Origin of the sequence: Herbaspirillum sp. NPDC101396 (assembly GCF_044767365.1) — a bacterium.
Taxonomy (GTDB): domain Bacteria; phylum Pseudomonadota; class Gammaproteobacteria; order Burkholderiales; family Burkholderiaceae_D; genus Herbaspirillum.
Genome location: NZ_JBIWNT010000003.1, coordinates 331260 through 355703, shown reverse-complemented (window position 1 = coordinate 355703; position 24444 = coordinate 331260). Strand labels below are relative to the sequence as shown.

Genomic DNA, 24444 nt, shown 5'->3' with positions numbered 1-24444 from the left:
GCTTTTTCAATTCTTACCGGTACGCGAATCATGGCGACTATCAAGGATTTTTCGGCGCTCAAGTCATTGCGCAAGGATCTCAAGGCGCAGGAAGAAGCGCGCCTCGCCGCCGAACGCCAGCGCGTGGAAGATGAAAAGCGCCTGCGCGCCGAAGCCGACATTTTCCGCAGCAGCATCGGCAAGATAGCGCCGCTGCGCAGCAACGAAAAAGCCGCCCTGTTCCCGCCGCAACCCTTGCCGATCGCGCGCCACCACATCGCCGACGAACAGGCGGCGCTGATGGAATCGCTGTCCGACGAATTCACCTTCGACACCCTGCTCGACACCGACGAAAACCTCAGCTTCGCGCGGCCCGGCGTGGGCAGCGACGTGCTCAGCAAATTGCGGCGCGGCCATTGGGCAATCCAGAACCAGCTCGACCTGCACGGCCTGCGCCGCGACGAAGCGCGCGAAGCGCTCGGCGAATTCCTGCGTCAGGCGCGCCGGCGCGGCCAGCGCTGCGTGCGCATCATCCACGGCAAGGGACTGGGTTCGGTCAACAAGGAGCCCGTGCTGAAACAGAAGGTGCGCAACTGGCTGGCGCAGAAGGACGAAGTCATCGCCTTTTGCCAGGCGCAGCCGGCCGACGGCGGGTCAGGTGCACTGATCGTACTGCTGCAATCGAGCGCGCCGGCCAACCGCTAGAACCTCTAGCGAATTTTCAGTATCTCGGCCAGCCAGTCGACAAACACGCGCACACGCGGCGACAGATGCCGGTTGTGCGAATACACGATCGCCACCGGCAACGGCGGCGGTTTGAATTCCGGCAGCACTTCTTCGATCACGCCCTGCGCCAGCAAGTCCTCGGCGCCCAGCAAAGGCGCCTGCACCAATCCCAGTCCCGCCAGGCAGCACGCCATGTAGGCCTCGGAACTCGCCACCGATACCTGGCCGCGCAACTTCAGGGTTTTCAGCTCGCCGTTCTGCATGTATTCCCACGGCAGTTCGCGGCCGGTGCGGCTGGAAAAATAATTGATCATCACGTGCTGCTCCAGCTCCGCCAGCGTGCGCGGGCGGCCGTGGCGATCGAGGTAGGCCCTGGAGGCGCAAGTGATCTGCTCCATCGCGCCGATGCTGCGCGCAATCAGCGTCGAATCGCTGAGGATGCCGACGCGCACCACGCAGTCGACGCCTTCGCCGATCAGGTCGACGAAGCGGTCGCTGGCATTGAGCTTGACCCGGATGTCGGGATAGCGCGCGAAGAACTCCGGCAGGCGCGGAATCACGCTCTTGTGCGCCAGCCGCTCGGGCAGGTCGACACGCACCACGCCTTGCGGCTGCTCGTGGTCGAACAGGTTTTCGACATCCTGGAATTCCGCCAGCAAGCGCTGGCAACGTTCAAGGTAAGCCGCGCCGTCATCGGTCAGCGTGACCTTGCGCGTGGTCCGCTGCAGCAGGCGCACGCCGACGCGCTTCTCCACCGCCTGGATGGCGTTGGTCACGGTCGCCGCCGGCAAGCCCATCTGCTCCGCAGTCTTGCTGAAGCTGCCCAGTTCGGCGACGCGCACGAATACTTCCATTGCCTGAAGACGGTCCATGATAATTATTGATATTCGAATAAAGAAATCATTTTAACGCCATTTATTCGAAATTCAATAAGTTCGACAATACCCTCCATGCGCCGAAGAACGACCGCTGTCGCCTCCGTTCCGGCTGGCATCCCTACTTTTCACCTGGAAGGAATCATCATGGAACATCGCACACTCGGCCGCAGCGGCCTCTCCTCCTCCGCCCTCGGGCTCGGCTGCATGGGCATGTCGGATCTGTACGGCCCGGCCGATGAACAAACCGGCATAGCTACCATCCACGCCGCTCTGGACGCCGGTGTAACGCTGCTCGACACCGGCGACTTCTACGGCATGGGTCACAATGAAATGCTGATCCGGGACGCCTTGCGCACGATCGGCAGCGGCAGTCGCGACAAGGTCCAGCTGAGCGTGAAATTCGGCGCCATGCGCGACGCCGGCGGCAACTGGGTCGGCATGGACAACCGCCCGGCGGCGGTGAAGAATTTCCTGGCCTATACGCTGCGTCGTCTCGGCGCCGACCATATCGACATCTATCGCCCGGCGCGCCTCGATCCATCCGTGCCGATCGAAGACACCGTCGGCGCCATCGCCGAAGAAATCAAAGCCGGCCGCGTGCGTCACATCGGCTTGTCGGAAGTCGGCGCGGACACCTTGCGCCGTGCTCACGCCGTGCATCCGATCACAGATTTGCAGATCGAATATTCGCTGATCTCGCGCGGCATCGAAAAGGACATCCTGCCGACCTGCCGCGAACTGGGCATCGGCATCACGGCCTACGGCGTGCTGTCGCGCGGCCTGATCAGCGGTCACTGGGATGCGTCGCGCCAGCTGGCGGCGAACGACTTCCGCAGCCATAGCCCGCGCTTTTCGGGCGACAACCTGGCGCATAACCTGGCGCTGATCGACGTGCTGCGCAGCGTCGCCGCCGACAAAGAGGCTACACCGGCTCAGGTCGCGATCGCCTGGGTGCTGGCGCAAGGCAGCGACATCGTGCCATTGGTCGGCGCACGTCGCCCGGAACGCCTTGCGGAGTCGCTGGGCGCACTCAAGCTGGTGCTGACGCGCCAGGATCTGGCGCGCATCGAAGAAGCCATTCCAGCCAATGCTGCGGCGGGCGAACGTTATGCCGCGCATTCGATGGCGCACTTGGACAGCGAGAAATAGACGGAAGCAGCGATGCCCGCGCCGGTCAGAACAAGTTGAACTGGCCGGACGGCGAGGCGCGCGCCGGTCGCGCGGGCGCCACGAATTGCGACGCATCAAGCATGTCGAACCAGCCGCGCTCATGCATGCCGCTGCGCTGCACGGCTTTTTCAAAACGCTGGCGTATCAGCTCGGCCCACACGCCTTCGCCGCGCATGCGCGTGGCGAAATCGGAATCGTTGTCCTTGCCGCCGCGCATCTCGCGGATGCGGTTCATGACGCGGTTTGCCCGTTCGGGAAAGTAGGTCTGCAGCCATTGCTGGAACAGCGGATTGACTTCCCACGGCAAGCGCAGCACGGTGTAGCCGGCACGCCTCGCGCCGGCCTCTGCAGCCGCCGCGATGATGTCTTCCAGTTCGGGCTCGTTGATGAAGGGAATCACCGGCGCAACGCTGACACTGACCGGAATGCCTGCTTCGGCCAACGTGCGGATCACCCGCAGACGGCGCGTCGGCGTGGCCGCGCGCGGCTCCAGCTTGCGCGCCAGCGCCGGGTCTAGCGTGGCGATGGTGACGGCGGCGATCACCTGCCGCCGTTCAGCCATCGGCGCGAGGATGTCGATGTCGCGTTCGACCAGCGAGGACTTGGTGATCAGCGCAGCCGGATGCCGGCAATCGCTGAGTATCTGCAATACGCGCCGCGTGATCTGCAGCTCGCGCTCGCAGGGCTGGTAGGCATCGGTGTTGATGCCCACGGTGATCGTCTCGGGCACATAGGACGGCTTGGCCAATTCGCGCAGGAGCAATTCCGGGGCATTGGTCTTGGCGAAAATCCTGCTCTCGAAGTCCAGTCCCGGCGACAAGCCCAGGTAAGCGTGTGTGGGACGTGCAAAGCAGTACACGCAGCCATGTTCGCAACCGCGATACGGATTGAGCGACACATTGAACGGCAGGTCGGGCGACTTGTTGCGGCTGATGATAGTTTTGGCGGTTTCTTCGGTGATGATGGTGCGCACGGTTGCCGGTTCGTCTTCTGCGCCATTTTCTGATTCAGGCGCCCCCCAGCCGTCGTCGAAGCCGACGCGCTGCTCCACCTCATAGCGCCCCTGTATGTTGCTGACCGCGCCACGGCCCTTGCGCGCATCGAACACCCGCGTGAAAGTCTCGCCTTCGCTCTCGCGTACTTGCGTGATTTGCAACGGGACTTTGCGGTAGCCGGACTTGCTCATGGGGTCATCGCCTTGCATTGGAATACTGTATATATAAACAGTATTTTAAACCAAATACAGCGATGTTCGTAAAGACCGGACAAGCCAGTGAATCGACGGCTTCAGTTCATGAAGCGCGCATCCTTGGTCATGGTCGCAATGTCCACGTACATCGATCCCTGGTGATTGGTGGCGGAGAAATTGACGACATAGCCGCCACCGTCGTAGTTGCGCGCATTGATGCTTTCGAGCGCACGGATCAGGCGCTCGCGCGTCAGATTACGCCCTGCCCGCTTCAAGCCTTCAACCAGCACGCGTGCCGCAATGTAGCCTTCCAGGCTGGTGACGGTGAATTCCTCGTAGCCTGACTCAGCCATGCGCTTGCGGTATTCGGCAACGAGCGGCATCGAAATGCGCCAGGGCAGCGGCACCACTTGCGTGACCAGAATGCCGTGCGCCAGCTCGCCCAGTTCGCTGGCCAGTTGCTTGTTGCCGACGAAGGACACGGCAAAGAACTGCCCGAGGAAGCCGCGGTTGCGCAAGCTGCGCACGATGCGGGCGTTGATCTGGGAGTCGGCATGGACCAGCATGACGACATCGGCCTGCACGCTCAGTGTCTTGTCGATCAGGGGCTCGAGGTTGACGCCGCCATGGTTGATGCCGATGCTGGTCAGCTCGATGGCTTCGCGGCGGGCGCGACTATCGACGTCCTGCTTGATCATCACGCCATATTGGTCTTGCTGATACAGCAGCGCCAGCTTGCGTATGCCGAGCCAGTTCATGTTGCGCAGGAAGTAAGCGTATTCGTCCGCATAACTCGCACGGATCGAAAACAGATGTCGATCGAACGATGCATGAAGCGCACCGCCGGTGAACGGCGCAAAGAAAGGCACGCCCGCACGCGAGGCGATCTGCAGGCCGGCCTGGCTGGTCGGCCATCCGACGAATCCGAACAGCGCAAACACGCCGTCACGCTCAATCAATTGACGCGTGTTATAGGCGGCGAGGGATGCAGAATATTGGTCGTCGCGGGTACGCAGCTCAATGCGTCTGCCATGCACACCGCCTTGCTGGTTGATCTTGTCGAAGTAGACTTTGGCGCCGATCAACACCTGGCGCGCGTATTGCGCAGTGGGCCCCGACATGCCGGCCGATTGTCCGAGCAGGATGCGGGTATCGGAGACGCCGGGGTCGGCGTCGGCATGTGCGGGGGAGAACAAGCACGTTAACAAAAAGATCGGAAAAATTCGAAACAACCATCGAAGCTGCTCCGACATGCGATCTCCCCTTCACGGTGTTATACCGCTTCCGCTCCTGTCTCGCCGGTGCGGATGCGAATGACCTGTTCGACTTCCTGCACAAAAATCTTGCCGTCGCCGATCTTGCCGGTGCGCGCCGCCTTGATGATGGCGTCGACCACCGGTTCCACCACGCTGTTGTCGACCACGACTTCGATCTTCACCTTGGGCAGGAAATCGACAACGTATTCAGCGCCGCGATACAGCTCGGTATGGCCCTTCTGACGGCCGAAACCCTTGACTTCGGTAACGGTCAGTCCGGTGACGCCGACTTCGGCCAGCGACTCGCGCACTTCGTCCAACTTGAACGGTTTGATGATAGCAGTGACTTGCTTCATGGCTATTCCCTCCTTATAAAATGTCGCAGAAAATCGAATTAAATCAATGAAAGTTTTTACGAAACACTCTTAATTATGCGCAGCGAACAACGTAATGTTATTCGCGGAATCTTGACGTAATCGGATATCGCCAGTCGCGACCGAAAGCCCTGTGGGTGACCCGGATACCCACCGGCGCCTGGCGCCGCTTGTATTCGTTGATCTTGATCAGGCGCGTGATGCGCTCGATATCTTCCTTCTGGTAACCGGCCCGCTCGATCTCGACGATGCCGAGATTTTCTTCCATGTACATCTGCATGATGGCGTCGAGGACTTCATACGGCGGCAGCGAATCCTGGTCCTTCTGGTCGGGCCGCAGTTCGGCCGACGGTGCGCGTGTCAGGATGCGTTCGGGAATGACTTCGGAAATGCTGTTGCGGTAAGCGCACAAACGATAGACCAGCGTCTTGGCGATGTCCTTGATCACGGCGAAGCCGCCGGCCATGTCGCCGTACAGCGTGCAGTAGCCCACCGCCATTTCGCTCTTGTTGCCGGTAGTCAGGACGATGGAACCGTACTTGTTGGACAGCGCCATGAGCAGCGTGCCGCGAATGCGGGCCTGGATGTTTTCTTCGGTGGTGTCTTCCTTGAGTCCCTTGAACTCTTCGGACAAGGTGCTGCGGAAGGCCGAGAAACAATCGTTGATCGAAATCTCGTCGTAGCGCACCTTGATGCGCTCGACCATGTCACGCGAGTCGATCCAGGAAATGTCTGCCGTATAAGGCGACGGCATCATGATCGCGCGCACCTTGTCGGCGCCCAGCGCATCGACCGCGACGGCCAGCGTCAGCGCCGAATCGACGCCGCCTGACAAGCCGATCAGCACGCTCGGGAAACCGTTCTTGCCGACGTAATCGCGCACGCCCAGCACCAGCGCCTGGTACACCTGCGCTTCAATCGACAGCGCCGGCGCCATCTGTGGATTGCGGATCTGCACACCGTCGAATTCGATGACCTGCAAATCTTCCTGCGCATGCGCCAGGCTGGCGACCAGTTCGCCGGCGATATCCATGGCGAAGGAATTGCCGTCGAAAATCAGTTCATCCTGGCCGCCCACCAGATTGGCGAACACCAGCGGCATGCCTTGTTTGGTCACATTGTCGCGCATCACGTCGAGGCGCAGCGACTGCTTGTTCATATGGTACGGCGAACCGTTCAGGATCAGCAGTACCTGTGCGCCGGCCTCTTTGGCGCGGGCAGGCGCGCGCGGGAACCAGGTGTCCTCGCAAATGTTGATGCCGAATTTCGTGCCTTTGACGTCGAACACCAGCGGCGTGCCGTCGGGCGTGAAGTAGCGCTTCTCGTCAAACACGCTGTCGTTGGGCAGCTCCAGCTTGTGATAGCTGCCGGAGATTTTGCCGTTGAGCAGAACCGATGCCGCGTTGAAGCGCGCACCATCCTTGAGCACCGGATGGCCGACGACGACGTGCACGTCTTTCAACCCGGCCAGCTCGGCCGTGAGCGCTTGCAACGCTTCGTCGGTTTTTGCGTAGAATGCCTGACGCAGCAACAGGTCTTCAGGAGGATAGCCTACCAGCGACAATTCCGGCGTGAGGACGATGTCCGCACCCTGTGCTGCGGCACGACGAGCGAATTCGACGATTTTGTTGCGATTGCCCGAGATATCTCCAACGGTGCTGTTGATCTGGGCGATGGCGACTTTGACTGACATGATGGCGACAAGTAAGAAATGACGGTAAGAAAATGACGAAGAGTACGGACGCAACACCTGTGCCGGGGAGCTGCACGCAGTGAACGCAGAGTCTCATTATCGCACGCGAATCATTTCTTCTCTGGCAGAAGTTGGCCAGCCGGCATGGGATGCGCTGCTTGCCGCCCAGGCCGACGCCACGCCGTTTTTGTCCTACGCTTTCCTGCATGCGCTGCATGAAAGCGGCTCCGCCGCCAAGGACACCGGCTGGGAGCCGCAATACCTGACACTGTGGCAAGGTGATGACCTGAAGGCGGCATTGCCGCTCTACCTGAAATATCACTCCTACGGCGAGTACGTGTTCGACTGGGCCTGGGCCGAGGCTTATGAACGTCACGGCCTGCCCTATTACCCCAAGCTGCTGGCGGCGATTCCGTTCACGCCGGTCAGCGGCGCTCGCCTCCTCGCGGTGGACGAGGCCGCACGCCAGGCGCTGGTGCGGGCCTTGCAGGAACTCCAGGAAGCCGCACAGACCTCCTCCACCCATGTGCTCTACCCTCCCGCAGCAGAGGCGCAGACGCTGGCAGAGGCCGGCTTCATGCTGCGCAGCGGCGTACAGTTCCATTGGCACAACGAAGGCTATCGCGACTTCGCCGAGTTCCTCACCACGCTGGAACGCAAGAAACGCAAGAACATCCTGGCCGAGCGGCGCAAGGTGGGCGACGCCGGCGTGACGTTCCGCCATCTGCGCGGTCACGAAGCCGGCGAAGCCGACTGGCGTTTTTTCCACCGCTGTTACCGCCACACTTATGCGGCACACCATTCGACGCCTTATCTGAACCTCGACTTTTTCCTGCGCATCGCCGCCGGGATGCCGCAGCATCTGCTGCTGACAGTGGCCCATCGCGACGGCAAACCGGTCGCCTCGTCGTTAGTGGTCTATGACGAAGACGCACTATACGGACGCTACTGGGGTGCGCTGGAAGACATCCCCTGCCTGCATTTCGAAACGGCTTACTACCAGCCGCTGGAATTCTGCATCGACAACAAGATCGCGTGGTTTGAAGGCGGCGCCCAGGGCGAGCACAAGATGGCGCGCGGCTTCCTGCCGCAGAAAACCTGGTCGGCGCACTGGCTGGCGCATCCCTCGTTTGCCGATGCGGTGGAACGCTTCCTCGAACGCGAAGGCGGCGGCATCGACGATTACCTGAGCGAACTCAACGAACGCAACCCGTTTCGAGATCCGACTCGCGATCCGACATGACTGCGACCGGCACAAAAAAAGCGCACCCGCGGGTGCGCTTTTTTATCGGCAATGCCTGGACTGCAGATTACTTGGCTTGCTGCTTCTTGAAGGCTTCGACGCCGGCGAGGATTTCCGCCTTGGCCGATTCCGGACCTTCCCAGCCGTCGATCTTGACCCATTTGCCCTTTTCCAGGTCCTTGTAGTGCTCGAAGAAATGCTGGATCTGCTTCAGGCGCAGTTCGTTCATGTCTTCCGGCTTTTGCCAATGCGTGTAGATCGACAGGACCTTGTCGACCGGCACCGCCAGCAGCTTGGCGTCAACGCCCGACTCGTCGGTCATCTTCAGCACGCCGATGGGACGGCAACGCACCACCACGCCGGGGAACAGCGGGAACGGGGTAATCACCAGCACGTCGACCGGGTCGCCGTCTTCGGACAGCGTTTGCGGGATGTAACCGTAGTTGCACGGATAGTGCATCGCGGTGCCCATGAAACGGTCGACGAAAATAGCGCCGCTATCCTTGTCCACTTCATACTTGATCGGATCGGCGTTCATCGGGATCTCGATGATCACATTGAAGTCGTTGGGCAGGTCGCGGCCGGACGGGACGTTATTCAGGCTCATGGTGCTTTCTCGTAAAGAAATGAAGGGATGGGAAACCCGAGATTATAACGGCATTCAGGCCGCCAATCTGCATCTGCGCCGAATCAGCGCGCACTTGAAATCAGGCAATAAAAAAGCCGCCGGGTCGTTACAGCGACACGGCGGCTCTTTCTTGTTCGTCAGAAAACTAGCGGATGGCCGTCGCCAGCGCGCATTGCTTGTAGTGCGCGGCAGCCTGTTCGTGCTGGTCGAGCGCGTCATGCAACTGCGCGAGGCTGAGGTGCGATTCGCGCACGGTGCGCGGCTCAAGCGCATCGGACAGGGCTTGCTCCAGATGGCGCTGGGCCTTGCCCCACAGCTTCTGGCGCAGGCAGAACATGCCCAACGTCAGCGCCAGTTCGGCATCAGTCGGACGTTTCGCCAGCCATGCCTCGCAGCGTTCGATCTGCGCCAGCAGCGCCGGCGAGCCGGCTTCGGCCGTCGAATCACGGTAAGCGCGGATCAGGCGGTCATCCCAATCGGCTGCCAGTGCGCGCTCCAGCAGCGTGCGCGCTTCGTCGTGCAGGCTGCGGCTGCTGAAGGCCTGAGCGGCGCGCGCGGCAATATAGGGTTTCAGGCGATCGGCGTTAGGCACTTCGGCCCACAAGCGACGGATCGATTCGGCATCGTGCGAGCGATCCGACAGCAGTGCGTCGTAGGCCATTTCACGCAGGCGATTGGACAAGGCCGGATGCAGCGCATTGCGCTTGTCCAGCGTTTGCACCAGGCGCAGCACTTCTGGCCAGTTCTTGGCTTGCTGATTGGCCTTGAGCGCCCATTGCAGCGCCTGGATGTGACGCGTGCCGTTGGCGTTGAGCTCTTCGACAGTATCGAGGGCGGCCTTGAACTGATGATCGTCGACCAGCAATTCCAGCGTCGTCATAAGGCGCGCGGCCTTGAGTCCATTGTCGCCGTCGGTGCTGGCCAGCCAGATGTCGCGCCGATCGGTCTGGCGCATGCGGTGCGCGGCACGCGCGCCGACCAGCGCGGCGATGCCGGCGTTGTCGGGCAGTTCGGCAGCGCGCGTGGCGGCTTTTTCAGCGTGACCGAAACGGCCTTCGAAGAAAGCCTTGATCGAATCACGCAAAGCCTTGTTGCCGTCGTTTTCACGCTTCTGGCGGCGATAGGCGATCACCCGGCCGGGCAGCTTTTGGGTCAGGCGCACGGCGCGGATCAGCACGTACAGCGCGATGAACAGCACCACCACCGCGGCCAGGAAGAAGTTGAGCGACAAATCGACGCGGTACGGCGGATAGAACAGCACGACGTTGCCGGGATTGAAGCGCGCCAGTACCGCCAGGCCGATGGCGGAAGCAAACAGGGTCAGGAGCCAGAGAAGAATTCGCATATTTCTGTCGTCTTAATTAACGGCGGCCTTTGTAGTTGCGCACCGCGTTGATGCTTTCGCTGAGCGTCGGCATCTGGATCGACAGGTTGCTGCCCTGGACTTGCTTCAACATGGCCTGCGTAGTCTGCACTTGCTTGGCGCGGGTGTCGAAGTACTTGGCGATGGTGTCTTGTGCTGCGGCCAGGTCGTTGCGGAACGCGAACTCGTTGCGCGACAGCAGCGCCAGGCGAGCATTGAGCAGGCGCAGCTTGAGGTTTTCACGGGCATAGTAAGCCTGGGTCGGCGACAGCAGCAAGGCGTCCGGCGTGTCGACGCTGCGGATGCGCACCAGCTGCTTCAGCTCGGTCCACATTTCGGCGCTGAAGCTTTGCCACTTTTCCTGGGCGTCAGCCAGCCAGTCGGACGCCGGAACTGCAGATGCGGCAGCCGGCTGCTCCTTGCCGTTCGACTTGGCGGCAGCTTTGGGGGCGGCGCGCGCGGGTTGTTTCTTCGGTTCCGTCACCGACACCACCGGTTTTTCGTCCGACAGCAACGGCATGCTGTCGATCTGGCCGATGACGCTGTCGAGGCGCACGGCGATACCGGGCACGTCAACAGTCGGTAAGGCTTTCAGGCGGTCCTGGTCGCGCGCAATGGCGCGGCGGATGGCGATGAATTGCGGCTTGTCGGAGCGCGACAGGCTCTTGTCGGCGTTCTGCAAGGCGATCAGCGCACCCTGCACGTTGCCGGCCAGTTCCAGCTGCTGGCTGGCGGTCGACAGCACTTCTTCGATTTCCGACAGTGCCCAGTCATCGCGATTCTTGGAGAGATCCTGGTAGAGCTGTTCGAGCGCCAGTTGCTGGCTTTGCGACTCGGCCTGCTTGCTGTCGAGCACGCTGACCTTGGCTTGCAATTCCTTGGTGCTTTCCTGGACGGTCTTGAGTACGCCCTTGACCTCGGTGTTGGCGACGTCGCCGGTTTGCAGGCGACGCGCGACTTCTTCGCGCAGGCCGCGGATTTCGCTATGCGACACCCACCACTGCGCCACCAGCACGATGGCGAGAATCACCACCAGCAAGGTCAGCAGCCGCAGGCGCTTTTTCAGCACGCCGTTGTCCGAAGGTGTAAAGGAAGGGAGCACCATGCTCGCCTGCAGTCCGGGATCCGCTTTCGGGTCCGGCTGGTTCTGGTCGGGGGAGGATTGCAGTTCGTTCATGCAGGGGATTGTAACGCGGCAATCAGGCGTTCGTCCCCTGATCCGGTCATGGTCACATGGGAGAAACCCAGCGAGTGCGCTGTTTCAGCGATCCGCTGGTGCGAAACGATGATTTCATTGCGTTGTAGTTTTACCACACAGTCCTGTCCCAGCGCCTCGGCGGTGACTTGCAGCAGGTTGCGCAAGGCCTCGGAACTGGTGACCACCCATTCGCTGCCGGCGTCGATCAGGCTGCGCAGATGCACTGCCTTTTCAGCGTCGATTTTCGGCAGCAGGCGTTGATACGCGGTCACGTGCTCGACTTCCACTTGGCTGGCGCGCAGCATGTCCGTCAGAAAATCGCGTCCGGCCTGGCCGCGCACAATCAACACGCGTTTGCCGCGCAGCGCGTCGAGATTGAATGATTTGAACAATTCCTCGGAATCCATGCGCTCGCTGTTGCGCGGCGCGTGGATGGTGGCGTGGGATTCGTCGACCCCGTGGCGCTGCAATGCCAGCCGGCTGCCTTCGCCGACGATGCCGATGGCGACATTCCCCGGCCACGACGGAATGAACTGGAAGGCGGCATCGATGGCGTTGGGACTGACGAACACCACCAGCGCAAACCGCTCCAGCGCGGACAGCACGCGTTGCAGTTCGGCGCTGTCGGCCACCGGTGCGATTTCCAGCAAGGGAAAAATCACCGGCATGCGGCCGATCGCCGTGACTTGCGTGGCGAACGCGCCGGCCTGCGCCAAGGGACGCGTGATGACTACGGGCCTGGCAGCGAACTCCTTCACGGCGTCCCCTTCAGTTCAGAGAGTAACGAGGGATGAACGGACGGGCAAATTCGGCGCTGAATCATTCCGCTGCATCGGCCTCGGCCTTGCATGCCGCCAGGATCGCTTCGGCGCCCTGCACCTGCAGCAAGTCGGCAACCTGTCTGCCGAGCGCGGCCGGCGCATCAGCCGGACCTTCGGCTTCGGCGGCCGCGACCTGCTTGCCGTCCGGTGTCGCCACCAGGGCGCGCATGCGCATGCGATCGCCGTCTATCGTGGCGAAAGCCGCCAGCGGAATCTGGCAGCTGCCGCCGAAGGTGCGCGACAGCGTACGCTCGGCCGTCACTGCACGATCGGTAGCGAGATGGTTGATCGGCGCCAGCACGCGTTGCAAATCGGTGCGGTCGGCCAGGATCTCAATCGCCATCGCGCCCTGCCCGGGCGCCGGCAGGCTCTGTTCCGGCGCGATGGCGGAACGGATGCGCGACTCCAGGCCGAGGCGTTTCAGGCCGGCCACGGCGAGAATGATGGCCGCATAGTCGCCGCGGTCCAGTTTGCCCAGGCGGGTATCGAGATTGCCACGCAAAGGCTTGATGACCAGATGCGGATAGCGCGCGGCGATCAGCGCCTGGCGGCGCAGGCTGCTGGTGCCGACCACGGCGCCGTGCGGCAAGTCGTCCAGTCCGGCATAGTCATTGGAGACGAATGCATCGCGCGGATCTTCGCGTTCCAGAATGGCGCCCAGCACAAAACCTTCCGGCAACTCCATCGGCACGTCCTTGAGCGAATGCACCGCAAAATCGGCGCGTCCCTCGGCCATGGCGACTTCCAGTTCCTTCACGAACAGTCCCTTGCCGCCGACCTTGGACAGGGTGCGATCGAGGATCTGGTCGCCGCGCGTGGTCATTCCGAGAATAGTTATGCTGCACTGCGGATATAATGCAGCCAACCGGTCGCGCACGTGTTCGGCTTGCCACATGGCGAGACGGCTTTCACGTGAAGCGATGACCAGACTGGAGGGAGGAAATTCTTTCAAGACGGTTCTTCCGGTAGTCGCCGAGTCATCTGTGAAGATGCCCGGCGCATAAAAATATAAAAAAAGTGAGGCAATCAAGTGAGCAGATTCTAGCACGCAGCATCACTGACAGTTCGACCAGCACGCCCGACTTTCTCCTCTGAAAACCGTAGCAATTGTTGATCATGGCAACTAAACCAAAAACCCAAACCCCTGCTCGTTCTGCCCCTGTCCGTTCCGATAAACCTGCTGAAAAGCCTGCCGAAAAACGCGCTGGCAAAACCGCTACCGACAAAGACGCTCCGCTGAAAGAAGACATCCGTCTGCTCGGTCGTCTGCTGGGCGAGGTGCTGCGCCACCAGGAAGGCGACGCCGTCTTCGAAGTGGTCGAGACCATACGCCAGACCGCCGTGCGCTTCCGCCGCGAATCCGACGCCAAGGCCGGCGCCGAACTCGACAAGCTGCTCAAGAAGCTGACGCGCGACCAGACTAATTCGGTGGTGCGCGCGTTCTCTTACTTCTCGCACCTGGCCAACATCGCTGAAGACCAGCACCACAACCGCCGCCGCCGCGCCCACTTGCTGGCCGGCTCGGCGCCGCAACCGAGCAGCGTGGCCTATGCGCTGTCGCGTCTGGACAATGCCGGCGTGTCGGGCAACACCGTGCGCAATTTCCTCTCCGAATCGCTGATCTCGCCGGTGCTGACCGCCCACCCGACTGAAGTGCAGCGCAAGAGCATCCTCGACGCCGAGCGCGAAATCGCCCGCCTGCTGGCGCTGCGCGACCAGCCGCTGACGCCCAAGGAATTGCGCGACAACACCGAACTGCTGCGTGCGCGCATCGCCACGCTGTGGCAGACCCGCATGCTGCGCTATACCAAGCTGACAGTCGCCGACGAAATCGAAAATGCGCTGTCCTATTACCGCATCACCTTCCTGCGTGAACTGCCGGCGCTGTACGACGACATCGAAGAAGAAATCAACGCGCAGTTTCCGTCGCGCTTACGTGCCAAAACCAGTGCCCGCACCACGCCGGCGGAACTGCCGCCCTTCGTGCAGATGGGCAGCTGGATCGGCGGCGACCGCGACGGCAATCCCAACGTCAACGCCGGCACCATGCAGCGCGCGCTGCAACGCCAGTCGAGCACGATCTTCGACTTCTACCTCGACGAAGTCCACGCGCTCGGCGCCGAACTGTCGATCTCGACCTTGATGGTCGACGCCAGCGCCGCACTGCTGGCGTTGGCCGACGCTTCGCCGGACAACTCAAATCATCGCGCCGACGAGCCTTACCGCCGCGCACTGATCGGCGTGTACGCGCGCCTGGCGGCAACCGCCCGTCATCTCGGCGTGGTCAACATCCTGCGCCAGGAAGTCGGCGCCGCCGCGCATTACGCCGGACCGGAAGAATGCATCGCCGAACTGCAGGTGCTGGTCGACTCGCTCAATGCCAACCACGGCAGCGCGCTGGTCAAGCCGCGCCTGGCGGTGCTGAAGCGTTCGATTGAAATCTTCGGCTTCCATCTCGCCACACTGGACATGCGCCAAAGCTCCGACGTGCACGAGCGCGTACTGGGCGAACTGTTCGCCAGCGCGCAAGTAGAGCCTTCGTATGCCGGCCTCTCCGAAGAAAAGAAAATCGCCCTGCTGCTGGCCGAACTGGCCAAGCCGCGCCTGCTGTATTCGCCCTACCTGACGTATTCGGACGAAACCAATTCCGAGCTGACCATCCTGCGCACGGCCCGTGAAATCCGCCAGCGCTACGGCGCGCGCGCGATCCGCAACTACATCATCTCGCACACCGAAACTGCGTCCGATTTGCTGGAAGTCCTGTTGCTGCAAAAGGAAACCGGCCTTCTGCACGCCGACGCCAAGGATCCGTCGAAGCTGTCCGAACTTGAGCTGATGGTGATCCCGCTGTTCGAGACCATTCCCGACCTGCGCTGTGCTGCCGACATCATGGAGCAATGGCTGTCATTCCCATTGGTGGCGCCGCTGATCGCCAAGCAAGGCAAGCTGCAGGAAGTGATGCTGGGCTACTCCGACTCCAACAAGGACGGCGGTTTCCTGACCTCAAACTGGGAACTGTACAAGTCGGAAAACCGCCTGGTGGAATTGTTCAACCGCGCCGGCGTCAAGCTGCGCCTGTTCCACGGCCGCGGCGGCACTGTCGGTCGCGGCGGCGGACCGAGCTACCAGGCCATCCTGGCGCAACCGCCGGGCACGGTCAACGGCCAGATCCGCCTGACCGAGCAAGGTGAAATCATCGCCTCCAAGTTCTCCAATCCGGAGATCGGCCGCCGTAACCTCGAACTGCTGGTCGCGGCGACGCTGGAAGCCAGCCTGATGCCGGAAACCACCGACGCCAAGGAAACCCGCAAGCTGGCCGAGTTCGAACGCGTCATGGGCGACCTGTCCGATCGCGCCTACCAGGCCTATCGCAACCTGGTCTACGAGACCCCGGGCTTCACCGACTACTTCTTCGCCGCCACGCCGATCGCCGAAATCGCCGAACTCAACATCGGTTCGCGTCCGGCTTCACGCAAGTCGACACGCCGCATCGAAGACCTGCGCGCGATTCCATGGGGCTTCTCGTGGGGCCAGTGCCGCCTGCTGTTCCCGGGCTGGTACGGCTTCGGCAGCGCAGTGTCGGAATGGCTGCAGGAAGGCGGCAGCAAGGAGCAATCCAAGCGTCTTGCCACGCTGCGCGCGATGTACAAGGAGTGGCCGTTCTTCGCCGCGCTGCTGTCGAACATGGACATGGTGCTGTCCAAGACCGACCTCGCCGTGGCGTCGCGCTACGCCGGACTGGTCGCCGACCGCAAGCTGCGCAACGCGATCTTCGGCCGCATCGTGGGCGAGCATGAGCGCACCAGCCAACTGCTCGGCTCGATCACCGGCAACAAGGACCGCCTGGCCGGCAATCCTTTGCTGGCGCGTTCGATCAAGAACCGCTTCGCCTATCTCGATCCGCTGAATCACTTGCAGGTCGAGCTCATCAAGCGCCATCGCTCCACGGCAGCGTCGGGCAAGAAGGTCGAGGAACGCGTACAGCGCGGCATCCACCTGACCATCAACGGCATCGCCGCCGGCCTGCGCAATACGGGCTGATGTCCCGCCTCGCTCCCTGACGCCGCATCCGGCTTCAGGGAGCGATTTGTCCCTCAGGAAAATCACGATAGCAAGTTTCGGAGTGCGGCGGCATCATTCGTTGGACAAGATGAGCGCCCCTCATTGTTGCCGGAAGTGTCATGAAACCAGTCGATCTGCTCCGCCTGCTAGCGCTGTCCGCCATCTGGGGCGCCAGCTTCCTGTTCATGCGCATCGCCGTGCCGGAAATGGGTGCGCTCAATACCGCATTCTTCCGGGTGCTGTTCGGCGCGGCCGGTTTGCTGCTGTTGCTGGCGGTCTTGCGCGTAAAATGGCGTTTTGAGGGCAAGCTACGCGCCACGATGTTGCTGGGCGCCATCAATTCAGGCTTGCCGTTCGTGCTGTTCAGCTTCGCCGCCACAGTATTGCCGGCCGGGTACTCCGCCATCCTCAACGGGACTGCTCCCTTGATGGGCGTGGTCATCGGGGCGTTATTTTTTGGCGATAAGCTGACGTCGCGAAAAGTGGGCGGCGTCATCCTCGGCCTGGCCGGCGTTGCAGTCCTGACAAGGACCGGGCCGGTAGAGTTCGACACGGCGACCGTTTTAGGTGCGCTGGCCTGCCTGCTGGCGACCAGTTGCTATGGTTTGGCAAGTTTCCTGACCAAGCGCTGGATCAGTGATCGCGGCGGTCTGGACAGCAAGCTGGTGGCATGCGGCAGCCAGTTGGGCGCCGTCGCGCTGCTGTTGCCGTTCTTTGCCGTCATGGCAGCCATGGAGGACGGCCCCGCCGCCCCGCTGCATGCCGGTATTGGTACGTGGATTGCTTTATTGGCTTTGGGTTTTGTGTGTTCGGCGCTGGCTTACATTTTATTTTTCCGATTAATTGCCGATATAGGTCCTGTTAAGTCGTTAACCGTTACCTTCCTGATTCCGTTGTTCGGCGTCTTGTGGGGGTGGCTGTTCTTGCAGGAACAATTATCGTGGGCGTATGCCGCCGGCGGCGCACTGATCGGAATGGCGCTGCTGCTGGTGTTGATGCCCGCGCGCGCTGGCTCAAAACAAAAGATTGACGGCAAAACCTCGGCAAGCTGACCTCATGCAGGCCGGCGCCGGGGTTGCCAATACAACAAGGGGAAGTTCATGGGTACCTGGGGTAAAACCATCGCGTCGCTCTGCCTCGCAGGGCTGTGCGGACACGTTGCCGCCGCCGCGCCGAAAGAGACCGTCAAGTCATTGCCGCCGTTGCGCACCGAACGCGTCGCGCTGACCAGCGTCGACACGCCGGGCGGCAAGGCGACCGCCTTGTTCGGCTTTTGGTTCAAAGGCAAAAGCAAATCCGACAAGCGGCCGACCATCATCGCCCTGCACGGTTGCGGCGGCCTCTACAGCAGCGTCAACAAGGAAAAAATCGAATTCACGCCGCGCCACATCGCCATGGCGCGCGCGCTGACCGATGCCGGCTACAACGTGCTGTTCCCCGACAGCTTCACGCCGCGCGGCCGCCGCTCGATCTGCCAGGAAAGCCTGCAGCAGCGCGAAGCCAGCAGCGCCAACCGCCGCCTCGATGTGCAAGTCGCCTTGCGCTGGCTGGCCACGCAGGACGACGTCGACTATTCCCGTATCGGCATGGTCGGCTGGTCGCACGGCGCCACCACCATTCTGTCGGCGCTGAACCTGGCGCAGACCGACGTCGCCGTACGCAAGGTGCAGCCCAAAGCAGCGGTGGCGTTCTATCCGACCTGCACGGCCTTTTCCAGGAACCGCACGCCTTACAAGCCGGCTGCCCCGATGCTGATCCTGATGGGTGAAAACGACGACTGGACGCCGCCGGAAGCCTGCGAATCGCTCGAAAAGAAAATGCAGGACAGCGACACGCCGATCACGCTGCGCCTCTATCCCGACACCTATCATGACTTCGACGCGCCGGGCATGCCGATACATGTGCGCATGGACATTCCGGGCGTAGGCAAGCCCGGCGTAGGCGTCACCAGCGGCGGCAACGCCGATGCGCGCACCGAGGCCTATCGCGAGATGCTGAAATTCCTGAAAGAAAAGCTGGACTGACGACGGCAGGCTGATCATGAAGCGGACGAGGCGCTGGCCCGTCCGCTTTTTTATTGGGCGCGTCCGAAGTGCATCCCGGCAGGGAACTTCGCCGCTGCGGTGCTGTTAAACAAGCAACAAGCATCGCTGACAAGGAAAACACATGCTGAAAATGACGCCCATGAGCACCGCCGACTTCGAACGCTTCCGCGCAAGCTCGGCCGCCGATTATGTGGAGCAGTGCCGCCTGACCGGCCTGCCCTCCCTGGCCGCCAGCCAGGCCGGGACGCTCGCCGGCCTCGACGCGCTGCTGCCGCAGGGTCCGGCGACGCCGGGGCATTACCTGATGCTGTTGCAGGAGCAGGAAAACGGCGCCACCGTGGGAATGATGTGGTTCGGCGAGGTCAGCAACGACGATGCCACGTCGGCCTTTCTGTACGATCTCTGGATAGCGCCGGCCTGGCGACGACGCGGTTTTGCGGCGGCGGCGCTGGCGCTGCTGGCGGAAGAAGCGCGGCTGCGCGGTCTCGACAGCCTGAACCTGAACGTATTCGCCCACAACACCGCGGCGCAGGCGCTCTACCGCAAGGCGGGGTTCGTCGCCAGTGAAATCACGATGGTCAGGGAATTGTAGGACCGGCGCTACACAAATTGCCGGATTGCAGGACCACGCACAAAAAATTACGGCCGACAATGTCGGCCGTAATTCCTTGAACTCATTTCGTCAGGAAATTTTCAGGAAATCAGTTCTTCCATCCCTGCACCCAACTCGGCCAGCGGCGGCAGATCGTCGAGCAGCACGCCCGGCTTCACGCCCAGCTTGGCGGCAACGTCGTCCGGGAAGGTCGATTCCATTTCCTCACGGGAATAGCCATTCTCTTCCGCACGCGCACGCCAGGCGGCGATATGGATCACGGCGGCGATTTTATTGAACGGCTCGGCTTCCAGCGGGCTCGGGAACGCAGCAATGGCTTCCGAGAACTCCTCCGGGAAGCGCCAGCGCTTGGCCAGCTCCGCACCGACGTCGGAGAAGTCATAGCCGAACGACGTATGCTCGACGTCCAGGCGGCGCGCGTCGATCGTGCTGGCGATCTTGTCGATCTGACGGGTCTGTTCAGGCATGGCCGCATGCATGACGAGCTGGCCGATGGCGTGCATCAGGCCGACGGTAAACGCCAGGTCGGAATTGAGGCCCTGCTTCTTCGCCAGCCATTTGGCGACGATCGCGGTATGCAAACTGTAGCGCCAGAACAACTTGAGGTCCACGCCGGACATGGACTTGAAGCTGCCGGTGAGGCCGGTGCTGACCACCAGTGTGCGCACGGTCATGAAGCCCAGCATCAGCACGGCGTCGTCGACGGTGCCGATGCTGCGCGAGACGTGGTAGTAGGACGAATTCGCCAGGCGCAGCAGCTTGGCGCTCAAGACCTGGTCGGCGCTCAGCTTCTTGGCGATGTCCTCAATCGAGACATTGTCGTTATTGAAGCTCTCGATGACTTCCTGCACTACTTTGGGAATGCTGGGCAATGCGGCTTGCTGCTGAAACAGTGCTTCAAAATTCATGAGACCTCTCCCCGGACGAGTCCAAATACAGCAAATTCGAATAGTTTGGATTTACAAAACAGCCTTTTGAGTATCTTAAAGATTTGCCAAGAGTGCAATGGTTTTTGTGCCATGAATCGTCGCAATCGGCATCCATACCACGCAGAAAATTCCCTATTGACTCCGCCTGCAAACAGGTGCGGCGTGGCTCAAATGTCATCGACTTGCTATAATCGCGCATTCTCTGGGATCCCCACTATGACTGCACAATTATCGAAAAAAGGCGAAGCCTGGTCGGCTCGCTTTTCCGAACCCGTTTCCGATCTGGTGAAACGTTACACCGCTTCTGTCTTTTTCGACAATCGCCTGGCGCAATTCGACATCCAGGGCTCGCTTGCCCACGCTGAAATGCTGGCGCACCAGCAGATTATCAGCGCGCAAGACTACGCCGACATCCAGCGCGGCATGGCGCAGATCAAGGGTGAAATCGACGGCGGCCAGTTCGAATGGCTGCTCGACCTCGAAGACGTCCACCTGAATATCGAAAAGCGCCTGACCGAGCTGGTCGGCGACGCCGGCAAGCGCCTGCATACCGGCCGCTCGCGCAACGACCAGGTCGCCACCGACATCCGTCTGTACATGCGCGCCGCCATCGACGACATCAGCGGCCTGCTGCGCGACCTGCGCTCGGCCCTGGTGGATCTGGCCGAACAGCATGCCGACACCATCCTGCCGGGCTTCACCCACATGCAAGTGGCGCAACCGATCACCTTCGGCCACCACGTGCTGGCTTACGTTGAAATGTTCGGCCGCGACGCCGAGCGCATGGCTGATGCCCGCAAGCGCGTCAACCGCCTGCCGCTGGGCGCCGCTGCGCTGGCCGGCACCACTTTCCCGATCGACCGCCTGCGCGTAGCCAAGACGCTGGGCTTCGACGATGTCTGCCGCAACTCGCTGGACGCCGTTTCCGACCGCGACTTCGCGATTGAATTCTGTGCCGCCGCTGCGCTGGTCATGACCCACATCTCGCGCATGTCGGAAGAACTGGTGATCTGGATGAGCCCGCGCGTCGGCTTCATCGACATCGCCGACCGCTTCTGCACCGGTTCGTCGATCATGCCGCAAAAGAAAAATCCCGATGTGCCTGAACTGGCGCGCGGCAAGACCGGTCGCGTCAACGGCCACCTGATCGCGCTGCTGACCCTGATGAAAGGCCAGCCGCTGGCCTACAACAAGGACAACCAGGAAGACAAGGAGCCCCTGTTCGATACCGTCGACACGCTGACCGACACGCTGCGCATTTTCGCCGACATGGCGAGCGGCATCACCGTCAAGCCTGACGCCATGCGCGCCGCTGCCTTGCAGGGTTACGCCACCGCCACCGACCTGGCCGACTATCTGGTCAAGAAGGGCCTGCCGTTCCGCGACGCCCACGAAGCCGTCGCTCACGCGGTGCGTACCTGCGTCGACCGCAACTGCGATCTGTCGGACCTGACGCTGGACGAGTTGCGCGTGTATTCGCCATTGATCGACAACGACATCTTCGGCGTTCTGACGCTCGAAGGCTCGGTGGCCGCACGCGACCACATCGGCGGCACGGCGCCTAACCAGGTGCGCCTGGCGATTGCAGAATTGCGCAAGTCGCTGTAACGAATAAAGAAATACCAGCGGCATCCGAACCGCCAACGCGACCCGGATCCCGTTGTACTGAGTCTGTACCAAAAGTAGCAGTGCGAGGTAATCAGCAGGACCGGCCCGTCTCCGGACAGGCCAGCATCACATCTGTCATCAGCAGCACCTCCGCTTAGGCGGAGCCAACAGACGGTTGCGCGACAACTTACCAGGTTGCAGTGCAGCAGTGTGTTTAAACCGGTTTACGGTATTCTTGACCGGTTGTATCCCAAAGGCTGCACGACGGCCTAAAGAGGATGGAGCAAAATAGGGAGTCCCACCAAAGATTCCTGCGTCGGTTACCCCCGGCTAATATTTCGCGTCATCCTCTATAAGAATATCTAACTAAGGAGAGAACTCGATGCGATTCAACATGCTTAAAACTGCTTTAAAGACCTTGCCTGCGCTGATGATCGGCGTGACCATGGCAAATGCCGCGCTGGCCGCCGACGTCAAGCTCGGCCTCGCCGCTGCGCTGACCGGCCCTGCCGCCAAATACGGCGTCGCCATCAAGAACGGCTTCACGCTGGCCGCTGACGAAGTCAACGCCAAGGGCGGTGTCAACGGCAATAAACTGGTTCTGATTGCAGAAGACGAACAAGGCAAGAAAGAAGAAGCCATCAACGTCTTCAAGAAACTGATTTTCCAGGACAAGGTCCTGATGGTCTTCGGCCCGACCCTGTCCAACTCGGCATTCGCTGCTGACCCGATCGCCAACGCCGCCAAGGTCGTCGCTTTCGGCACCAGCAATACCGCCGACGGCATCACTGCCATGGGCCCGTTCACCTTCCGCAACTCCGTCATGGAAGCCGACGTGCTGCCAGTGACAGTCAAGGCTGCCGTCAAGCATTTCGGCATCAAGAAGGTCGCCGTGATCTACGGTAACGACGATGCGTTCACCAAATCCGGTTACGACGTCTTCAAGGCCACGCTGGAACAGCAAAAGATCCCAGTCACCACGACTGAAGCGTATGCCAAGGGCGACGTCGACTTCAAGGCGCAACTGACCAAGATCAAGGCCGGCAATCCCGACGCCATCGTCTGCTCCTGCCTGGCTGAAGAAGCTGCCAACATCATTCTGCAAACCCGCACCCTGGGCATGAAACAGCCGTTCATCGGCGGCAACGGCCTGAACTCGCCGAAGCTGTTTGAAATCGCCAAGGACGCCGGCGACAACACGCTGATGGGCAGCCCATGGTCGTCGGAAAACCTGACCCCGGCCAACAAGGCGTTCATCGCCGCGTACAAGGCCAAGTTCGGTTCCGATCCTGACCAGTTCTCCGCACAAGCCTACGACGCGCTGTATGTTGTGGTCGAAGCGCTCAAGAACGTCAAGCTGTCGGGCGCCCTGGACAAGGACCGCGACGCTCTGCGTGTTGCCCTGCCCGCCGTCAAGATCGACGGCGCGACCGGCAAGTTCGCCTTCCGCGCTGCGCCTGCCGTCGCCGGCAAGCAAGTCGGTTTCGATGCTCAGCAAGAAGCCGTCGTCAGCATCGCCAAGGGCGGCAAGTTCACACTGCTGAAGTAATCTTCGGTCGAACTGCGACGCGCACAAAGACTCCGGTATTTTTTACCGGAGTCTTTTTGTTACATCGCTTGCCCTGCTTCACAAGCTTCACCAAGCTTCACCAATCGCGAAAAAGAACAGGCTAGCCAAAAGCCGCTTTTCTGATGTAACGAGGGATACATCGCCAGCCTGCCAGTTTGCCCGGATGTGCAACTGACGGATGAGACAGGCGTACCTCATCAATCTATTCGCAGGCTCTATGTTAGAACAACAACTTATCAACGCCCTTTCACTGGGCAGCGTCTACGCGCTCTTTGCGCTGGGCTTCACGCTGGTGTTCGGCGTGCTCGGCGTCATCAATCTGTCGCATGGCGCGATCTTCATGTTGGGCAGCTATGCCGCCCTGCTGCTGGTCGAAAAAATGGCGCTGCCGCTGTGGCTGGCCATGCTCGCTGCGATGGTCGCCACCGGACTGATCGGCCTGATCGTCGACATCCTGGTGCTCAAGCCGCTGCGCAAGCGCAATGCTCCCCACCTGATTCCCATGATCGCCACCATCGGCGTGGCGATCATGCTGACCAATCTCGCGCAAGGCCTGTTCGGCGCCGAGAACAAGCGCTTCCCGATCGGCACCATTCCGGAAGACAGCGTCACCATCGGCAACCTGCACGTCACCGCCGTGCAGGTCGGCATCGTCGTCATCGCCTTCGTGCTGATGATCGTGCTGCTGGCCGTGATGCGCCGCACGCAACTGGGCCGCGCACTGCGCGCCATTGCCGAGTCGCCGAAAGCGGCTTACCTGCTGGGCATCAACGTCGAAGGCCTGTTCTACCTGACCTCGTTCGCAGCGGCAGCCCTCGGCGGCGCAGCAGGCGTGCTGGTCGGCCTGTCGTTCAACGCCATCTCGCCGTTCATGGGTCAGCCGATGCTGCACAAGGGCATCGCCGTCATCATCCTGGGCGGCATGGGCGACATTCGCGGCGCCATGATCGGCGGCCTGTTCCTCGGCTTTGCCGAGGTGCTCACGGTGGCATACATCTCGAGCGACTTCCGCGATGCGGTGGCGTTCGGTCTGCTGTTTTTGATTTTGTTGGTCAAGCCTTCAGGCATGTTCGGCAAAGTGCTGGAAAGAAAGGCTTAA

Annotated in this window: 21 protein-coding genes; 10 read left to right on the top strand and 11 right to left on the bottom strand. The window is 61.4% G+C overall.

The genetic code is table 11. From position 1 onward, the window contains the following. Positions 1–30 precede the first annotated feature (30 nt). The gene (locus tag ACIROY_RS11285; RefSeq protein ID WP_402273147.1) at positions 31–684 is read left to right on the top strand and encodes a Smr/MutS family protein; all 654 of its coding nucleotides are present in this window, start codon (positions 31–33) and stop codon (positions 682–684) included. 5 nt (positions 685–689) lie between these two features. Here the strand turns inward: ACIROY_RS11285 and ACIROY_RS11280 are convergent, their stop codons facing one another. Then, positions 690–1577, bottom strand: a complete 888-nt coding sequence (locus ACIROY_RS11280; RefSeq protein WP_402273148.1) for a LysR family transcriptional regulator — start codon at positions 1575–1577, stop codon at positions 690–692. Positions 1578–1727: 150 nt separating this feature from the next. Here ACIROY_RS11280 and ACIROY_RS11275 point away from each other — a divergent pair, with 150 nt between their 5' ends. Then, entirely contained in the window at positions 1728–2732 is a 1005-nt protein-coding gene (locus ACIROY_RS11275; RefSeq protein WP_402341608.1) for an aldo/keto reductase, read from the top strand. Positions 2733–2757: 25 nt separating this feature from the next. Here the strand turns inward: ACIROY_RS11275 and ACIROY_RS11270 are convergent, their stop codons facing one another. The 4 genes from ACIROY_RS11270 to ACIROY_RS11255 form a co-directional block, all read right to left on the bottom strand. Beyond that, positions 2758–3939, bottom strand: coding sequence for a PA0069 family radical SAM protein (locus ACIROY_RS11270; protein WP_402341606.1), 1182 nt, complete (start codon positions 3937–3939; stop codon positions 2758–2760). 101 nt (positions 3940–4040) lie between these two features. After that, positions 4041–5138 carry an ABC transporter substrate-binding protein gene (locus ACIROY_RS11265; RefSeq protein WP_402273154.1) on the bottom strand — a complete coding sequence of 366 codons (1098 nt, stop codon included), beginning with the start codon at positions 5136–5138 and terminating at the stop codon, positions 4041–4043. 77 nt (positions 5139–5215) lie between these two features. After that, positions 5216–5554, bottom strand: coding sequence for a P-II family nitrogen regulator (locus ACIROY_RS11260; protein WP_007881397.1), 339 nt, complete (start codon positions 5552–5554; stop codon positions 5216–5218). Positions 5555–5651: 97 nt separating this feature from the next. Next, positions 5652–7265 (bottom strand): NAD+ synthase, encoded by a 1614-nt coding sequence (locus tag ACIROY_RS11255; protein WP_402273157.1) that lies wholly within the window; start codon positions 7263–7265, stop codon positions 5652–5654. A 79-nt stretch (positions 7266–7344) separates the two neighbouring features. Here ACIROY_RS11255 and ACIROY_RS11250 point away from each other — a divergent pair, with 79 nt between their 5' ends. Continuing rightward, positions 7345–8508, top strand: coding sequence for a GNAT family N-acetyltransferase (locus tag ACIROY_RS11250; RefSeq protein WP_402273160.1), 1164 nt, complete (start codon positions 7345–7347; stop codon positions 8506–8508). 67 nt (positions 8509–8575) lie between these two features. On the opposite strand, the gene ppa is transcribed toward ACIROY_RS11250, so the two are convergent. The 5 genes from ppa to hemC form a co-directional block, all read right to left on the bottom strand. Further along, a complete protein-coding gene (gene ppa, locus ACIROY_RS11245) occupies positions 8576–9115 on the bottom strand; it encodes an inorganic diphosphatase (protein WP_402273163.1) in 540 nt (179 codons plus the stop codon). 166 nt (positions 9116–9281) lie between these two features. Continuing rightward, positions 9282–10481, bottom strand: coding sequence for a heme biosynthesis protein HemY (locus ACIROY_RS11240; protein ID WP_402273165.1), 1200 nt, complete (start codon positions 10479–10481; stop codon positions 9282–9284). A gap of 16 nt (positions 10482–10497) precedes the next feature. Then, positions 10498–11676 (bottom strand): uroporphyrinogen-III C-methyltransferase, encoded by a 1179-nt coding sequence (locus tag ACIROY_RS11235; protein ID WP_402273167.1) that lies wholly within the window; start codon positions 11674–11676, stop codon positions 10498–10500. Continuing rightward, the gene (locus ACIROY_RS11230; protein ID WP_402341604.1) at positions 11673–12455 is read right to left on the bottom strand and encodes a uroporphyrinogen-III synthase; all 783 of its coding nucleotides are present in this window, start codon (positions 12453–12455) and stop codon (positions 11673–11675) included. Before ACIROY_RS11230 ends, ACIROY_RS11235 begins: the two co-directional genes overlap by 4 nt. Before the next feature lie 61 nt (positions 12456–12516). Then, positions 12517–13470 carry a hydroxymethylbilane synthase gene (hemC, locus tag ACIROY_RS11225; RefSeq protein WP_402273171.1) on the bottom strand — a complete coding sequence of 318 codons (954 nt, stop codon included), beginning with the start codon at positions 13468–13470 and terminating at the stop codon, positions 12517–12519. A 164-nt stretch (positions 13471–13634) separates the two neighbouring features. On the opposite strand from hemC, the gene ppc reads away from it, so the two are divergent. The 4 genes from ppc to ACIROY_RS11205 all read left to right on the top strand — a co-directional run bounded on the left by ppc (position 13635) and on the right by ACIROY_RS11205 (position 19217). Next, a complete protein-coding gene (ppc, locus tag ACIROY_RS11220; RefSeq protein WP_402273173.1) occupies positions 13635–16559 on the top strand; it encodes a phosphoenolpyruvate carboxylase in 2925 nt (974 codons plus the stop codon). Between the two features lie 140 nt (positions 16560–16699). Next, positions 16700–17632, top strand: coding sequence for a DMT family transporter (locus ACIROY_RS11215; protein ID WP_402273175.1), 933 nt, complete (start codon positions 16700–16702; stop codon positions 17630–17632). 48 nt (positions 17633–17680) lie between these two features. After that, positions 17681–18604, top strand: a complete 924-nt coding sequence (locus ACIROY_RS11210; RefSeq protein ID WP_402273177.1) for a dienelactone hydrolase family protein — start codon at positions 17681–17683, stop codon at positions 18602–18604. A gap of 142 nt (positions 18605–18746) precedes the next feature. Then, positions 18747–19217, top strand: a complete 471-nt coding sequence (locus ACIROY_RS11205) for a GNAT family N-acetyltransferase (RefSeq protein ID WP_402341603.1) — start codon at positions 18747–18749, stop codon at positions 19215–19217. Positions 19218–19318: 101 nt separating this feature from the next. On the opposite strand, the gene ACIROY_RS11200 is transcribed toward ACIROY_RS11205, so the two are convergent. Beyond that, positions 19319–20146, bottom strand: a complete 828-nt coding sequence (locus ACIROY_RS11200; protein ID WP_402273181.1) for an HDOD domain-containing protein — start codon at positions 20144–20146, stop codon at positions 19319–19321. Positions 20147–20383: 237 nt separating this feature from the next. Between ACIROY_RS11200 and argH the strand changes: the two genes are divergently transcribed. The 3 genes from argH (at position 20384) to ACIROY_RS11185 (ending at position 24444) form a co-directional block, all read left to right on the top strand. Then, positions 20384–21775: an argininosuccinate lyase gene (gene argH / locus ACIROY_RS11195; RefSeq protein WP_402273183.1), complete on the top strand. Its 1392-nt coding sequence runs from the start codon at positions 20384–20386 to the stop codon at positions 21773–21775. 382 nt (positions 21776–22157) lie between these two features. Continuing rightward, a complete protein-coding gene (locus ACIROY_RS11190) occupies positions 22158–23324 on the top strand; it encodes an ABC transporter substrate-binding protein (protein WP_402273185.1) in 1167 nt (388 codons plus the stop codon). A gap of 238 nt (positions 23325–23562) precedes the next feature. Continuing rightward, complete coding sequence (locus tag ACIROY_RS11185) at positions 23563–24444, top strand: branched-chain amino acid ABC transporter permease (protein WP_116433576.1); 882 nt, start codon at positions 23563–23565, stop codon at positions 24442–24444.